This is a genomic window from Enterococcus lactis (assembly GCF_015751045.1).
GTDB lineage: Bacteria > Bacillota > Bacilli > Lactobacillales > Enterococcaceae > Enterococcus_B > Enterococcus_B lactis.
Genome location: NZ_BNJW01000009.1, coordinates 34,677 through 50,519, shown reverse-complemented (window position 1 = coordinate 50,519; position 15,843 = coordinate 34,677). Strand labels below are relative to the sequence as shown.

At 39.4% G+C, this 15,843-nt stretch carries 15 protein-coding genes; 5 read left to right on the top strand and 10 right to left on the bottom strand.

Features of this window, described 5'->3' with window-relative positions; genetic code table 11:
• Positions 1 to 6: 6 nt before the first annotated feature.
• Positions 7 to 693 (top strand): putative bacteriocin export ABC transporter, encoded by a 687-nt coding sequence (locus tag KFO35_RS06330; RefSeq protein ID WP_010732050.1) that lies wholly within the window; start codon positions 7 to 9, stop codon positions 691 to 693.
• Between the two features lie 178 nt (positions 694 to 871).
• Here the strand turns inward: KFO35_RS06330 and KFO35_RS06325 are convergent, their stop codons facing one another.
• Together KFO35_RS06325 and KFO35_RS06320 are read right to left on the bottom strand one after the other, a co-directional pair.
• Positions 872 to 1,816, bottom strand: a complete 945-nt coding sequence (locus tag KFO35_RS06325) for a DUF979 domain-containing protein (RefSeq protein ID WP_002308361.1) — start codon at positions 1,814 to 1,816, stop codon at positions 872 to 874.
• Between the two features lies 1 nt (position 1,817).
• Positions 1,818 to 2,504: a DUF969 domain-containing protein gene (locus KFO35_RS06320; RefSeq protein ID WP_002308360.1), complete on the bottom strand. Its 687-nt coding sequence runs from the start codon at positions 2,502 to 2,504 to the stop codon at positions 1,818 to 1,820.
• A 438-nt stretch (positions 2,505 to 2,942) separates the two neighbouring features.
• Here KFO35_RS06320 and KFO35_RS06315 point away from each other — a divergent pair, with 438 nt between their 5' ends.
• The 3 genes from KFO35_RS06315 (at position 2,943) to KFO35_RS06305 (ending at position 5,099) form a co-directional block, all read left to right on the top strand.
• Complete coding sequence (locus KFO35_RS06315; protein ID WP_002344499.1) at positions 2,943 to 3,263, top strand: DMT family transporter; 321 nt, start codon at positions 2,943 to 2,945, stop codon at positions 3,261 to 3,263.
• 160 nt (positions 3,264 to 3,423) lie between these two features.
• Positions 3,424 to 4,329, top strand: coding sequence for an ABC transporter ATP-binding protein (locus KFO35_RS06310; protein WP_070703722.1), 906 nt, complete (start codon positions 3,424 to 3,426; stop codon positions 4,327 to 4,329).
• The gene (locus tag KFO35_RS06305; protein WP_070703724.1) at positions 4,326 to 5,099 is read left to right on the top strand and encodes a DUF2705 family protein; all 774 of its coding nucleotides are present in this window, start codon (positions 4,326 to 4,328) and stop codon (positions 5,097 to 5,099) included. Before KFO35_RS06310 ends, KFO35_RS06305 begins: the two co-directional genes overlap by 4 nt.
• Positions 5,100 to 5,275: 176 nt before the next feature.
• Here KFO35_RS06305 and KFO35_RS06300 read toward each other — a convergent pair whose 3' ends face one another.
• Positions 5,276 to 6,700, bottom strand: coding sequence for a basic amino acid/polyamine antiporter (locus KFO35_RS06300; RefSeq protein WP_002344501.1), 1,425 nt, complete (start codon positions 6,698 to 6,700; stop codon positions 5,276 to 5,278).
• Between the two features lie 209 nt (positions 6,701 to 6,909).
• Between KFO35_RS06300 and nrdI the strand changes: the two genes are divergently transcribed.
• The gene (gene nrdI, locus KFO35_RS06295) at positions 6,910 to 7,356 is read left to right on the top strand and encodes a class Ib ribonucleoside-diphosphate reductase assembly flavoprotein NrdI (RefSeq protein WP_070703726.1); all 447 of its coding nucleotides are present in this window, start codon (positions 6,910 to 6,912) and stop codon (positions 7,354 to 7,356) included.
• Between the two features lie 304 nt (positions 7,357 to 7,660).
• Here nrdI and KFO35_RS06290 read toward each other — a convergent pair whose 3' ends face one another.
• The 7 genes from KFO35_RS06290 to KFO35_RS06260 all read right to left on the bottom strand — a co-directional run bounded on the left by KFO35_RS06290 (position 7,661) and on the right by KFO35_RS06260 (position 15,814).
• Positions 7,661 to 7,954: a hypothetical protein gene (locus KFO35_RS06290; RefSeq protein WP_070703728.1), complete on the bottom strand. Its 294-nt coding sequence runs from the start codon at positions 7,952 to 7,954 to the stop codon at positions 7,661 to 7,663.
• A 214-nt stretch (positions 7,955 to 8,168) separates the two neighbouring features.
• Positions 8,169 to 10,151, bottom strand: coding sequence for a glucose PTS transporter subunit IIA (locus KFO35_RS06285; RefSeq protein WP_086285812.1), 1,983 nt, complete (start codon positions 10,149 to 10,151; stop codon positions 8,169 to 8,171).
• A gap of 13 nt (positions 10,152 to 10,164) precedes the next feature.
• Positions 10,165 to 11,061: an N-acetylmuramic acid 6-phosphate etherase gene (gene murQ, locus KFO35_RS06280; RefSeq protein WP_002306098.1), complete on the bottom strand. Its 897-nt coding sequence runs from the start codon at positions 11,059 to 11,061 to the stop codon at positions 10,165 to 10,167.
• A 3-nt stretch (positions 11,062 to 11,064) separates the two neighbouring features.
• On the bottom strand, positions 11,065 to 12,126 hold the full coding sequence (locus KFO35_RS06275) for a DUF871 domain-containing protein (protein ID WP_024636213.1): 1,062 nt from the start codon (positions 12,124 to 12,126) through the stop codon (positions 11,065 to 11,067).
• Positions 12,127 to 12,337: 211 nt separating this feature from the next.
• On the bottom strand, positions 12,338 to 12,865 hold the full coding sequence (locus KFO35_RS06270; RefSeq protein WP_086285811.1) for a histidine phosphatase family protein: 528 nt from the start codon (positions 12,863 to 12,865) through the stop codon (positions 12,338 to 12,340).
• A gap of 66 nt (positions 12,866 to 12,931) precedes the next feature.
• Positions 12,932 to 14,434 (bottom strand): ABC-F type ribosomal protection-like protein Eat(A), encoded by a 1,503-nt coding sequence (eat(A), locus tag KFO35_RS06265; RefSeq protein ID WP_070703734.1) that lies wholly within the window; start codon positions 14,432 to 14,434, stop codon positions 12,932 to 12,934.
• Positions 14,435 to 14,692: 258 nt separating this feature from the next.
• Entirely contained in the window at positions 14,693 to 15,814 is a 1,122-nt protein-coding gene (locus KFO35_RS06260) for a glycerate kinase family protein (RefSeq protein ID WP_070703736.1), read from the bottom strand.
• Between the last annotated feature and the right edge of the window lie 29 nt (positions 15,815 to 15,843).

Here is a 15,843-nt window from a genome sequence, read left to right as displayed (position 1 = left end):
AGTCTGATGTCTCTCATCCAATTAGATCATGTAACGAAAACCTACAAACAAAAACTTGTCCTGGATGCTGTCTCCTTGTCGATCGATCAAGGAGAATTTTGGACGATCCACGGAAAAAGCGGTGCAGGAAAATCCACCCTATTGAATCTTTTGGGACTCATTGATTCATTCGATGAAGGAACGGTCTCGCTCTTTGGAAAAAATGCGCCGAAAATCAACAGCAAAGCAGCTCTTTTACTACGGAGAAATAAAATCTCCTATCTTTTCCAAAATCATGGATTGATTGAAGATGAAACGATCATGGACAATTTAAACATCCCCTTCATCTATCGAAAGACCAGACGAAGAGAAAAAATCAAGCTGCAGCAAGAAGCTCTTGCCAAGGTTTCCTTAGACTATCCATTGAAAACAAAAGTTTATCGTCTTTCTGGCGGAGAAAAGCAACGCCTAGCTTTTGCCAAACTCCTACTAGAAGACAAAGAACTGATCCTAGCAGATGAACCCACTGGCTCTTTAGATAACGAGAACCGTAACCATATCTTGGATCTGCTATTCCAACAGCATCGCGCGGGGAAAACAGTCATCGTTGTGACCCATGATCCTTATATCATCGAAAAAAGTCCACGCTCTTTTTCAATTGATTCTTGGCAGGAAACTAAAAAAAGAGGTTGTGAAATCAGCGCCCTGACCTGAGTATTAGAGAAACAAAAAGGGGATGTGACTAGTGTCACACCTCCTTTTCTGAATAAATGGTGTTCCAGAAGTAGCTTCTTCGAAAAATAAGCCGAAATGCCAAAAAAATTTGAGAAGCCATTTTCGTCAATTCCTTCTTATTTCTTGAAGCTGACCACTTCTGTCCCAACCTCTTTTTTTATTTAAATAAAATCATGTAAGCAATTTGGAAAACAAGCATGAACAAAGCAATGAAAAGTTGATTTTTGATCACACCGTATTTATCTTTCATTTCTAACATCGCCACTGGCACGATATTGAAGTTAGCAGCCATTGGTGTCAGCAAGGTTCCGCAAAAACCGCAAGTCAACGCGACCATTCCTATTAATGCTGGATTCGCTCCATGGCTAAATACGAATGGTGCACCAATACCAACCGTCATCACGGTGATAGCCGCAAATGCATTCCCCATGATTACCGTAAATATCACCATGCCAAGAGCGTAAATGATGATACCGATGTTCACATTTCCTTCTGGAACGATCGTACCTACGGCATTGGAAATCACTGTCCCAACTCCGGCACTTGTAAATACCGCACCAAGAGAAGCTAAAAGCATTGGCAACATACTTAACGGCCCTACTGTGCCCAGCATATCTGCTGCGTCATCTAAAAATGTGCTTGGGCGATTATCTCGAGAAAAGAACATCAAGATCAGCATGGCCGCAAAAACACCGACACCCACGCCGACTAAAGCACCTAAATTGGTGAATAAAGCAAACAAAATCGCAAAGACACCGATACTCAAAGCTGGAATAAATATTTTCATTCCTAGTTTGTCTGACATTTTTTCCATATATGCTTTTGATGGAAGCCGACTTTCTCCTTTGCTGACTCTCTTAGCAATCGCCGGTATGGTCATCGCAAAGATCAAGCCGCCGTTCACGATTGCCGGAAGCCATCTTCCTCCTGCAATAACTACCCCTAAAACCGTCCAGAAAAAGGCTGAGCCGTAACGATGAGGATTGGTTTGATCTGTTAAGTTTCTTACTCCAGTGTAAATCAACACAAGTCCCATCACGATATAAAGAATCTCCAATAATTTATCGCCTAACAAAATATCAGGATTTGTAAAAAAGTCCATCTTATTGCCCCTTTCCTGAATAATATTTCTTCGCTAGCTTCTTTTCTTTAAGATAGAAGTAGACACTTGCAACGACTAAGGCTGTGATGGCCACTGGAACTTCCACTAAAGCAAGCTGTCCCAATGTTACGTCATATCCTAGATCTTTCAATGTGGATTGGACTAGCAATGCCCCTGCTCCTCCGATGAACAGTACTTGTCCAAAGAACCAGCAGACATTTTCCATAGCTGAAGCCATCCCTTTTAGTTCTTCTTCATGCTTCGGATGGACTTCTAACCCTTTTGATTCGATGGTCCCCAATGCCATAGGTAGAATGATCGGACGAACAAATCCAGCAACTCCACCAAAACTCACGTTAAAAGCTGCAAAGATCATTCGAAAGATCCCATAAATATCTACGATCATGCCAGCAGATACTTTCTTGAATCGCTTGATCAAGGAAGCCGCTGATTCTTTCAGACCATTTCTTTCAAGTGTTCCTGTCGCCAACATAATGATGATGAAAATCGCCATCCCACGATTGTTCACAAAACTTGTGCCTAAAAGTTCTAACATTCCTTGAATGCCAAGACCGCCAGTCAAAGCTGTCACAACTAAAGCAACCATTACGATCAATATCGAGTCTAATTTAAATGCGAACCCGAGAATAACGATCAATACGCCTAAAAGGCTAAGATAATTTTCCATGTATTTTCCTCCATAAAATGACAATATTTTTTTAATTATAATGCAAAACACATAAAAAATATAGCTGTTTTCTCACGAAATAGACACTATTTTTAAATATTTTTCGTTATTTTTTTATTATATAATTTACCTTACTTATTGTAAGATAAAGCTTTTTTCAATCTAATGCTTGATAATAAATAAAAATAAGGAACAGCTACCGTTTTTTTTAAATGATTTATAAATAACAGATTAGTTCTATGCTGTATCCGTCAATGCTTGATACACCTTACTAAGAAGAATCAGATTGCCGATATCTGGATAAGTGTGCTATACTACAGAAAAAGATATACGAACTGCCACCGGGTAGGATAAAGAGGATGATCATTCCATTAGGTCTTTGAAGGGATGATTTTCCTCTTTTTGTGTATTTTTTTATAGTTAAGGAGGAATGTAAGTATGGCATGGATGGAATTAATCATAGCAGGGCTTTTGGAAGTATTCTGGTCAACGATGATGAAATGGAGTGATGGTTTTTCCAAAGTCAATTATTCTTTCTACACAGTGATTGGCATGATTGCTAGTTTTTACTTTTTGTCAAAGGCAATCAAAAGTTTGCCGATGAGTCTCTCTTATCCTATTTGGACAGGGATTGGCGCAGTTGGTTCGGTCATTATTGGTGTGGTCTTGTTTCATGATAAGCTGAATCTTTCCACTTGGTTCTTTGTCGGGTTGCTGCTCATCAGCATCCTTGGCATCAAGATTACTAGCGGTCACTAGATACTTAGACAAGCAGACAAGGACTGATCAGAAAAAACGGGGCTTTTTATTTGATATTCCTCTTTCGATGAAAAAACAAGAAAATAAGACTAATGACCTAGCGACTTCTCTACTCATCAGGTGTATGCTTGTACTATCTATAGAAAAGGAGTGAATATTTTTGAAAAGTCTTTCGGTCCAAGAATTATCCAAGAACTTTGGTCACAAACAAGCCCTCAGCGATGTCAGTTTTAGCTTATCTCCTGGCAAAATCGTTGGATTAGTAGGTCCTAATGGCGCTGGAAAAACAACGATTATGAAAGCTATTTTAGGACTGATCCATTACTCGGAAGGAACGATCCGTATTGGTGAAAATGAGATTTCTCCCTCTAGTCATAAAGGATTAGAACAAGTAGGAGCATTGATCGAATATCCGGGTATCTATCCATTCTTAACAGGTTATGCTCATCTGAAGTTATTCTCTGAAACAAACGATGTATCTGCTATCGACACTATCGTGAATCAGCTCAAGATGGAAAAGTACATTCACAAAAAAGCGAAATCCTACTCGTTGGGAATGAAACAAAAATTGGGAATTGCTCTTGCCTTACTGAATCATCCGTCTATCGTTATTTTAGATGAGCCGATGAACGGTTTGGATCCACAAGCAACAAGAGATGTGCGAAAAATTATTACCGACTTGGCTACTCAGGGCACCTCTTTCTTGATCTCCAGTCACTTACTCAGCGAGCTTGAAAAAATGGTCGATGAGCTGATCCTGATCAATCAAGGAAAGATCATCAAACAATGTACAATGACTGAATTGAACCAAACAGCGCAAGATTTCATCGTTATCTCTACAACAAATGATCAAGCTGCTCGAACGATCTTGACAGACGCTGGATATCCCTTGGAAGATCCTGATAAAATCAAGCTTCTAAAAGAAAACGAAGAATTATTAGGAACTGTGATCCAGTTATTGTCTGCAGAAAATATCCATGTGACAGATGTCCAGCATCTGACGAATGATTTGGAATCTTCCCTATTGGAAATTCTGGATTCAGTAAAGGGGGAAGAAGAAAAATGACATTGCTTGTAAAACAAGAATTATTTAAATTGATCAAGAAAAAGTCGTCTGCTGTTTTATCTGTTCTATTAGTCGCTTTGCTCATAGGAACAGCACTTCTAGCCAAAAAATACACGACGATCATTGATCCAGTTGAAATGACTGCTCAGCTTTTCAGTGCCACATCTTGGATCGTCTTTATCATGATTGCTGCTGCAAGTACGATCATTTCAATGGAATCACAATATGGTACATTGAAAAATCTCCTTTATCGAAAGTATTCTCGAGGAGAAATATTAGTAAGCAAATGGATCACATTAGTTATTTATTCTATTTATTTATACCTTTTAGCTATTATTATCACCGTGTTGATGAAACTGATCCTTTTCCCTTCGATTTCCTTTACGGAGAAGATTTCTACTGGTCAGACACTAATCCAAAGCTTGTGCACTTATACTTTGGGTAGTTATATCGGTTTATGGCTGATTTTAAGTTTAGTGTTGATGATTGCTTGTTTTATCAATAGTTCCGGTGCCTCCATCTCAGCAGGAATCGTCTTTTATTTTGCTTCATCAATCATATCTGGTATCCTCATCGCACTCATTCAAAAATGGGAGTGGATCAAATGGAATCCAATCAGTATGCTGAATCTGCAAAACCAAATTGGCAACGAAGAGATCATGAAGCAATTGACTCATCTTTCTACTAATCAAATGCTGTTTGGCAATTTAGCTTACATTGCTTTGTTCTTAGCATTGGGATACCTCGTATTCAAGCGAAAAAATGTATGATGGTTCATTAAAAAAAAGGTTGTGACAGAAGTGGTCAGTTTCAAGAAATTTCGGCTTATTTTTAGAAGAAGCTACTTCTTGAACACCCTTTATTCGGAAAAAGAAGCAGTGACACGAATGTTGTCACCGCTTCTTTTTTGAATAAACGACAGGCTTCACAGCCTCTCTTTATACTTCTATACGTGAAGCATCCCAGTGGCAAATAAAACCATTGCGATTACTCCGACCATCGTCACACCGATAAGTAAAATCTTATCTAAGTGGATATGTTGTACAGGTTCGTTTTGCTCTTTACGTGCTTTGAGGTAAAAATAAATGCCTGGTAAGAAAAGAACAAGAACAAGCATCACTTCATTAAAGGCTACGACTAGCATGGCCCATACTTGAAAAGCACTTGCTAAAAGCCCTACTAAAAATTGGACCCATTCTTTTCGCTGATAAGAAAGCTTCATTTGGTACAGTCCTAAGAAAAGCCACGTGAAGAAAATCGCTGCTGTACCAAGTGTATAAGCAAAGTTATACGCACTGTCAGTGAATAATAATGAAAGTAAAAAGACATTCGTACATAACGTCGTCAATACGATAGCATAAGTTGGTGCACCATTTTTGTTGAGTTTTCCCCATGCTTTAGGCAAAAGTCCGTCCTCAGCCATATTCCCCATTGTTTCAATCGGCAAGATCGTCCATGAGAGCCAAACCCCAACTAAAGAAATGATCAAACCACCGTTGATCACGACCGCCCCCCATTTACCAACCATCATTTCAAATACATATCCCATAGCAGGTTGCGCTTTGATCGTTTGCAGCTGATTCATCGTCATTGTGCCATATGGAAGCATGGAAACCAAGACGTAAATAATGATCAAACCGAATATCCCTAGAATCGTTGCTTTCCCAACATCCGATTGTTTTTTTGCTCGTGAGCCTACGACAGAAGCTCCTTCAATACCAACGAATACCCAGAGCATCACCATGATGCAGCTCAATACTTGACTAGAAAACGGGATCGGCTGCCCATTCGCATTCAATATGATATCGCTAGAAAAGTTATTAATGAATTGTTGGATCGAAAAGGTGCTGATAGCTACTACAATAAATAAAAATAATGGCACTAATTTACAAAACGTGACGATAGCATTGACAAAGCTAGCATTTTCAACTCCCCGATTCACTAGCCATGCATATCCCCATAAGAAGATCGTACTCATCACGATCGATGCCACATTTTGACCACCTTCGAATACGGGGAAGAAATAACCTAATGCACTCATTAACAATGTTGCGAACGCCACGTTTCCTAACCAGCATGTGAGCCAGTAACCCCAACCGCTGATAAAACCAGCGAAACGGCCAAAACCTTCTTCTGCGTAACTAAAGATCCCGCCTTTTAAATCTGGACGTTTTTTATTGATATTATTGATCGATAAGGAGAGCATCAACATTGCTGTTCCTACGAGTACCCAGCTGAAAATAGCTGGGCCGCCAGCCGATCCGGAGATGTCCGTCATAATACCAAATACGCCACCTCCAATCGCTGAACCAATCACTAAGGCAGCAAGTGGAATCAAACCAATTCCTTTTTTCTGTTGCTCTGTATCCATGTAAGCATCCTCCAAAGTAAAACCGCTTTTATAAAAAAGTATAACAAACCTTTTTTATTTTTACTTAATTAATAAAAACTTTAATAGAAATATAATTCTACCGACTTTTTTCTCATTATACAAGCAAAGCGCCTAGTCCCTTTCCAAATTACACCACCAAAAAACTTAAAAAGATGCTATACTAAAGGGAAAGAATTGGGGGATGATCCATGAACATTTTATATATATCGATTTCAGGAAATACGCGTGCTTTTGCCAAACATCTAGCAGAATATGCTGAAAAAATGCATGCAGAAGATCCTGTCAATCCTGAAGTTACTTTAAAAGAAATCCATGAAAATAGTGATTTTACGAAAGAAACAGAACCATTTTTTACTTTCGTTCCTACTTATTTAGACGGTGGGAATGGGTTAGACAACGGTGACACAGAAATCTTGACCGAAATGATGCGCGAATATCTGGAATACGAAGACAATCACAAACTTTGCCTTGGTGTAGTCGGTAGCGGTAATAAAAACTTCAACAATCAATATTGTCTGACAGCCAAACAATACGCACAAAGATTCGGCTTTCCTTTCTTGGCAGATTATGAATTACGGGGAACACCATCTGATGTGACACGCGTTTATCAAATTTTGGCAGAAAAAAATAAATAACACAAAAGAATAAGCTGGACACCTCGATACATTTTTTAGTGTTCAGCTTATTAAAATTTTTAGCTACTACTTGTATATTTTTTATTATTCTTTATTTTTATAGAAACGATCTCAATAAAAGCCCTATACATACACCCATAATAAAAACAATTACTAATTGCCATTTGTTTTTCATCATTAATTATCTCCGTCTAAATTTGTGCTGAAAAAGGTCTTCCATTACCTCAAAATATTCCACCATTAGCATAGCATACCGTCGATAAGTTAGAAGTAAATTTATTATTATACCATATTCTAGCAGCATTCATCGCATTTGCAATATGTTGTGATACTGGTGTTGCCCAGTCCTATAAATAATTATTCCATCAACAATATAGCCTACTACTATACCAGCTACAAATACGGTAACTTTACCTAAAATTCTTGGTTGAACTGTCTCATTCAACATATCAGCTGGAATATTATCATAATCAGTGTCAAAAACTGGACTTGTTATTGATAGAGTACTGATTCCTTCTTTTTCATTACTTGATATTTCTGATGCATTGACTGTGACTGTTTGGCTAAAAATGGTTACTGGGGACAATATAACTGGCATGATAGTGACTAGACATAGGAAAAAATTTTTTTCATACAGCTATCTCCTAATTATTTTTATTTTGACACATCTATAATTTTACCCTAAAAGGAAGCGTTAACTTGAACTACATTTTCTAAAAAATAAAAAAACTGGAACAAATAAAAAAAGGGCTGCGACAAAAAAGTGTCACAATCCCTTTTTCCGAATAAACGTTTTTTCCAGAAGTATCTTATTAAGCTTTGACATCCATCACAGGTGCTTTTGCTTTCGCTTTACCTGTTTTTTCCAAGACAAAGTTTTTTACACGATCCATATTGGTTACCAAGACGATCATGGAGGTTTCTTTGTCTGCTGCTTTGATTGCTTCTAGGTCAGCTTCTGCTACAAGCGTATCAGGTGTCACTTGCTGTCCTTCTGTTACTTTCACATCGAATGGCGTACCGCCTAAGTCAACTGTGTTGATGCCCATGTGAAGCAAGATTTCTAAGCCATTTGGTGTCGTAATGCCGATAGCGTGTTTTGTTGGGAAAACAGAACTTATTACTCCAGTAACCGGAGAATAGATATGTCCGTTTTCTGGTTCTACAAAGTAACCTTCACCCATCATTTTTTGTGCAAAAACTGGATCACTTGCTTTATCTAAAGAAACAACTGTTCCGTCAGCGACTGATGAGAGGATAGTCACACTTTCAGCTGAAGCTTGAGGTACTGCTTTTTCAGGCACTTCATTTACTGTGGCTGTTTCGGTCGCTAGTTCTTCTTTTTCTAAACGGTCTTTAGGAATACCGAAGAAGAATGTAGCAACGAATCCACCAGCGTAAGCGGCCAATAAACCAAGGATATAGCCTAACCATTTACCGTCAGAGATCAATGGGATCAAAGCGGCTCCTGAAGGTCCAATAGCGATTGCTCCGACATTTCCGATCATTCCGATCACTGCCCCACCGATACCTCCACCGATACAAGCAGTAATAAATGGACGTCCTAGAGGTAATGTTACTCCGTAAATCAATGGTTCGCCGATTCCTAAGATTCCGACTGGTAAAGCCCCTTTGATCATTTCTGTTAATTCTTTGTCTTTTTTGCAGCGGATCCATAATGCCAATGCTGCACCCACTTGTCCTGCTCCGGCCATCGCAAGAATTGGAAGCAATAAGGTACGACCAGTTTCATCAATCATTTGTACATGGATTGGCGTCAAAATCTGATGTAGTCCGAACATGACCATTGGCAAGAATAATGTACCTAGAACGAAGCCGGCAAATGCTCCTCCAACACCAAGTACCCAGTTGATCCCACCGACCATGCCGTCAGAAATGAACCCTGCTAAAGGCATAATGAAGAAAATTTCGATCAGACCGATGGCAATCAGTGAAAGAGTTGGCGTAACGATGATATCTACCGCATCAGGTACTACTTTATGCAGTTTTTTCTCAACGATTGACAATAACCAAACTGCGAAGATAACACCTAAGATCCCGCCTTGTCCAGCGGCAAGAGCTTCATCGGTAAACAAGTTTTTCAGTGGTGCTTCCGGATTCATCCCTGTCAGCATCACAACGGCCCCCATAACTCCACCAAGCGTTGGCGTTGCACCAAAAACTTGTGCAGCATTGATACCTGTATAGATAACTAGATAGCTAAACATCCCGTTTTTCAAGATGTTCATCACATCGATATATTGTTGCCATGTTCCTGCGTCTAGTGTTCCAGCTGTGACTAAGTTTGCTAAAACTGCGGCAATCCCTGCCACGATCCCAGTACCGACAAATGCAGGGATCATTGGTACAAAGATATTAGAGATGTCTTTTAATACCGATTTGATCTTAGAGGGTTTTTGTTTCGATTTTTGTGCCGCTTTCATTTCTTGTGCCCGTTCGTTTACACGGTCTTTTCCAGATGCAGAAGAACTTGCTGTAGATGCACTAGCAGAAGGAAGTTTTTCTCCTAATTTCACGCCTGCTAAGTCAACCATTTCCTGCGCTACTTTGTTCACTTTCCCAGGTCCGATGATGACTTGGAGCTGTTCATCCTCTACTACGCCAAGTACTCCTGGAATCGCTTTTAATTCCGAGATATTTACAAGATCATCATTGATGACCTTCATACGTACACGAGTCATGCAGTGGACAATGCTTTCAACATTGCCCATACCGCCTGCTCCTTGATAAATTTGTTTTGCCAGTTCTTCCAAAGTCAATTCGTTTTTTGCCATGGTCTTTTCCCCCTCATAAGGTTCCTTTTACAAAACCGTTTGCTTCAGCTAATTTTGCTTGAGCTGCCTCTTTATCACTATTTGTCAAAATCATGACGATAGCCAGTTTGACATTTTGATCTGCTTCTTCAAAGTACTTTTCAGCTGTTTCGTAGTCAGCTTCTGTCGCTTGCATGATGATTCGTTTTGAGCGTTCGATTAGTTTTTCATTTGTTGGTTTGACGTCGACCATCAAGTTATTGAATACTTTACCGATACCGATCATACTGATAGTAGAAATCATATTCAAAATCAGTTTTTGTGCTGTTCCTGACTTCAATCGAGTAGAGCCTGTCAAAAATTCTGGTCCTGCATCGACTTCAATTGGGAAATCCGCATGCTTGCTGATTTCTGCTTGTTTATTGCAAGAAATCGTTCCTGTAACAGCACCAATCGATTTTGCGTAATCTAATCCACCAATCACATATGGTGTACGACCGCTAGCTGCGATACCAATAACTATATCATTTTTTGTTAAATTCAGCTTGATTAGATCTTCTTGCCCTAATTCATAAGAATCTTCGGCTCCTTCGACGGCTACAGTCATTGCTTCTTCTCCACCAGCAATTAGACCTATGACCATTTCCGGTTCTACACCGAATGTCGGTACACATTCAGCAGCATCTAATACACCAAGTCTACCACTCGTTCCAGCTCCCATATAAATCAAGCGACCACCTTTTTTAAAGGATTCAATCGTGTTGGCGATCACTGGCTCGATACTTGTCAGTTCTTTTTCAACAGCAGCGGCCACTTTCTGATCTTCTTTGTTCATTAGTTGGACTGCTTGAGAAATACTCATTTCATCTAATCCAAAAGTTTCTTGGTTTCTGCGTTCCGTTGTTAGGTTCTCTAAATTGATTTTGCTCATTTTTTATCTTCCTTCTTTTCTTATAAATTGATAGTTCATACCAGCTTTGATTTGGTTGATCAGCGGTAGTTCTTCTTTGATGACTTTGGCTACTACATTCACTTTTTCATCCGCTGGCAAATCATATTTAGTTAATTGGATCTCGCCCATATAGCGCAAATACTTTTCGTTATCTAAAGTAATAGATCCTTTCATACGCTTAGCTGTATTTCTTACAGGGATTGGCGGAATCTCTCGAAAACGAGCATCTGCGCTTCGTATGACATCTCTTGCATCATCTTGCCGATTCGTATGTTTTCCTAATATATATTCGTAAAAATCTTCATCTACAGATTCCGTATGCAGCAAGACTGTCTGTTCTTTTTGGAAAGAAGCAAATTGCTCCTGAACGTGTTCTGACAGACCTGCATCTCCGATATAAACAATATCCGTGTTACTTGCTAATAGATCAAGAGCGCCTGCTAGAGGATGGATCCCTCGATGTTCTTCCAAAGTCGGTAATCCTTGATACAGTGGACCTCTCAACTCTGTATCTCCTGGTACAAAGCCTTGGACAAGGAATCCTTGAGTTTTGAGCCATTGATTTTTTTCCTGATACCATTCTTTGTCCAGCCCTGTTTCAGGACGTGGATAATAATTATGCCAAGCTTCGATCTGTGAGAAATCAGCCGCTGCTTCTTTCAACTCATCGATATCTTTAGGCGTGATCGTGCTGGCATTCAAACTGATTTTCAATTGATGTGACCAGTCGGCGATCTGCTGATTAGAAATATGATAATCCATTCTTAACCCTGTTACACCAATTGCTTTCAAGGGTGTTAGATCTTCTAATGAAAAGCCAGCTCGTTTCAATGCTTCTCCTGAAATATCGACCATCAACTCTAGTTTATTCTTTTTCGCTTCGCTTCCTAGTTCGATCAATCGATTTTGATAAGCCGAAACATCATCTTCTGGTATATGCATGGAAGTGAAAATACCGACAAAGCCATTGGATGCCATTTGGCGGATATACTGTTTCTTCTCTTCTGACAAAGGATCATTCATAAATATTGAAAAGCCAAACATATTATCCCTCTTTTTCTGTATCCGTATTCATTTCTATGACTAGAGTATATATCTAAAGAAACAAAATTTCAATACTTTTGTTAAAATAATTAAATTTTATTTCTAAAAATTGGATTTATATTGCCAAAAGAATTGACACAGCCACAAAAAAGGCACTGCTAAGAAAAAGCAGTGCCTTGAAACATTTTATTTAAATAACACAAAAGTCTAATTACTCATAAGAAATTAATTCTGTATTGTCTACCATGAATGTAAAGAACCCTTCATTAGGCATTGGATGAAAATAAGCATTGATCACTCTTATCAAGGCATTATGACAGACTAACAAGTAGACATTTTCTTCGTCTTCCATGCATTCTTTCAATAAAGGAACGATTCGTGCGTACACATCTAAGACCGACTCTCCATTTGGGAAACGTACAGCAAACGCTAAACGCGCTTTTTGAAAGTTTTCATCTTTGCTTGGCAGTCCGTCATAATCCCCAAAATCCATTTCTACCAATCGCTCATCAGCGGTCATCGGCAAATTGAGACGTTCAGCTACTGCTTGTGCTGTATCTCTTGCTCGTTGAAGAGGGGAATGGATGATTTTCGTAATTGGAACAGGCAAATCTACTACCTTTTCTGCTAGTGCCTGTGCCTGCATCTGTCCTTTTTCAGTCAGCGGCACATCTGCCCGCCCGCAAACTAATCCTTGTGCGTTCCAAGTTGTTTCTCCGTGTCTCGTTACATAAAGCATGTGATTCTCTCCTTCGTTGACAAAGTTCTCCTTAACCATACCTTGTTGTCTTTGAGATTACAAGGTTTAGATTTTCTCAAGAGAAATAATCTCAGTAGATACTTTATCTAGAAAGGTTTGATCATGTTCCACTAGTAACATAGCAGGTTTCACGTTCAAAATCAGTTGTTCTAATTGTTCTTGATTGAAGACATCCAAATAATTCAATGGTTCATCCCATATATATAGCTCAGCTGGTTGTGATAAAGATTTAGCCAATTCCACTTTTTTCCGTTGCCCCATACTCATCTGTTCGATTTTGTTATGAAAAACATCTCTTTCCATCCCAAGCTTTCGGAGATTATTCAAAAATGCTTGGTAGTCTACTCGGTTTTTCTCCGCGAATTCCGCCAACGTCCCTCGATTGTCTTCATAATTTTGGCGTACGTAACTAATGGTCAAATGTTTGGGCTGGGATTTTTCTCCTACAACCTTGCCGCTGAATGTTCCCAGAAGATAATGGATAATGGATGACTTTCCCGCGCCGTTAGGACCTGAAATTGCCACCCGCTGATGAGGTTCGATCGTAAAGTGAACTGGCTCGAATAACAGATTTTCATACCCTAATTGAAGATTTTCTACGCTTAACAGCCGTTTATGATGAGACACTTGACTATTCATCGTCAAAGCATCGATATACTCGATATCTTTTAATAATTTTTCTTTCTCACTGATCTGGGTTTCCATCCGATTCACGATTGCTTTAGATCGTTTCATCGTCCGTGCAGCATCAGCGCCTACTGCTCCTTTATTCACTCGCCTAGATTCCGTATCGATGAATCCGACTTTTTTCTTTGTTTTGTCTCCTTCACGGGAACGAGACCATTCTGCTTTTTCTGCCGCTGTTTTCTTTAGCCTGCTGACTTCTTTTTTCAATTTTTCATTTTTAGCTATTTCAAATTCATCACGAAGTTTTTTCTGTTCTTCATAGATAGAGAAATTCCCTTGATAAAGTTCCAGTTGGCTCTTTTCGATTACTAAAACATGGTCCACTACTTCATCGATAAATCCCCGATCATGACTCACCACGATGAATCCTTGTTTTTTCTTTTTCAAATAAGCCGCTACTTGTTTTCTGCCAGAGATATCCAAATGATTCGTTGGTTCATCGATTAACGGGAAATGAGTGTCATCCACAAATAAGAGTGCCAGTAGGACTTTTGTCTTCTCTCCTCCTGATAGTGTGCTGAATTCTCTCCATAAGATTTCAGGATCTGTTTGCATCAGTTGGAGCTCTCTTTCAATTTCCCATATCTCAAAATCCGTAATCTCATTTAACACATAATAGGTCAAACGCTCTTTATCTTTTGTTTGCTGCGGGAAATAGACAAACGCTTGCTGATGGATCACTTGCCCTTGGTAAGGGAGTTTGTTTTGCAGGATATTCAGTAAAGTTGTCTTTCCTCGACCGTTTCGTCCGATAAGTCCTAGTTTCCATTGGGTGTCAAAGTTTAGATTGGCTTGTTCAAATAATAATGTGCCTTGGCTGTCATAGCCGAATGTCAGATTTTTTATTTCGATTTTAGACATTATTCCATCACCTCGTAAAAAAAGACCAGTCCTATTTTCAGAACTGGCTAAAGAGGATGCAAGGGTTTGGTGCACACAAAAAGACCCATACATCGAAAGAACCAAGCCAATCCTGAAAATCTGCACACTGCTCCCTTGTCTCCACAAGGTACAGTCTGAATGCAGCTTTCATCAATCGACTTAATTTTTCAATGCACGGATCCCTCACTTTGTCCTATATTTGAAATTACGATAGCATAAAGAAATTGATTTTGTCAACTACTTCGGGAGGATGGTGAAAAATCTGCTGAGTGTCTGTCCTAAGATTTTTGTTTTTTCTAATGTTTGCCTGTGTTCCATTGCTTCCTCTAAATCGATTGGTCCTAATTGAATGCTTAAGACAATAGGGAGAAAATCAGAGAGTCCTTCCAACTCTTGGTCCCTACTTCCGCAAATAGCGATTATTGGTTTTCGATATTTTTTTGCAAGCACTGCTACGCCATATGGAACTTTTCCGTGGATTGTTTGCTGATCAATCCGCCCTTCTCCTGTAATGATGACATCTGCTTGTTCGATCTGTTTTTCTAATCCAGTGATTTGGCTGACCAACTCAAAACCAGAGACCATCTTCGCTCCTAACAAAAAAAGGGCTCCGCCAATACCGCCTGCTGCTCCGCTTCCTGGGATGTCATCTAAATCCACCTCCCAAACATCTTTTATCTGCTGAGCAATCTTTTCTGCTTGTTTATCCAAGAAAGCTAACGTCGTATCCGTTCCTCCTTTTTGTCTTCCAAATTGCCAAGCAGCTCCTTGTTGACCTGTATATGGGTTGGTCACATCTGCAGCGATGATCACTTTTGCTTTAGAAACAAGAACGTTCCTTCGATCCAAATGAAGTTTTCTAGTAGATAACAAAGGATTTCCTTCTGTGTACCCTTCTAAAGAAGCACCCAAGGATTGGAGTAATCCTAGACCACCATCGCTACATCCGCTTCCTCCTAAAGTGACAATGATTTGTTCCACTTCTTGAAGCAGTGCATCTTTGATAAGCTCTCCCAAGGCATAACTAGAAGCAAGTCGGATGGTTTGATCCGTTGGTTTATCAAGTAAATCTAATCCTAATACTTGTGCAGATTCAATGACTGCGGTATTTTTTCCTTGCCAGTTCGTCAATAAATAAGTGATTTTTCGCTGACGAAATAAGAGATCCATCCCATCAATCGTACGCCAGGTTCCCCCGAGCGCGTAATAGATTGCTTCTGCAGTATTTTCTCCGCCATCTGCAATCGGCACATTGATTTTTCTTCCTTTACGGTCTTCCCAGCCATTTAGAACTGCCTGATTTAATTCAAATGAAGAAGCACTTCCTTTAAATGAATCGATTGCCGCTAAAATATCCATCTATATCCCTCACTTTCTTCTTAAGTAAG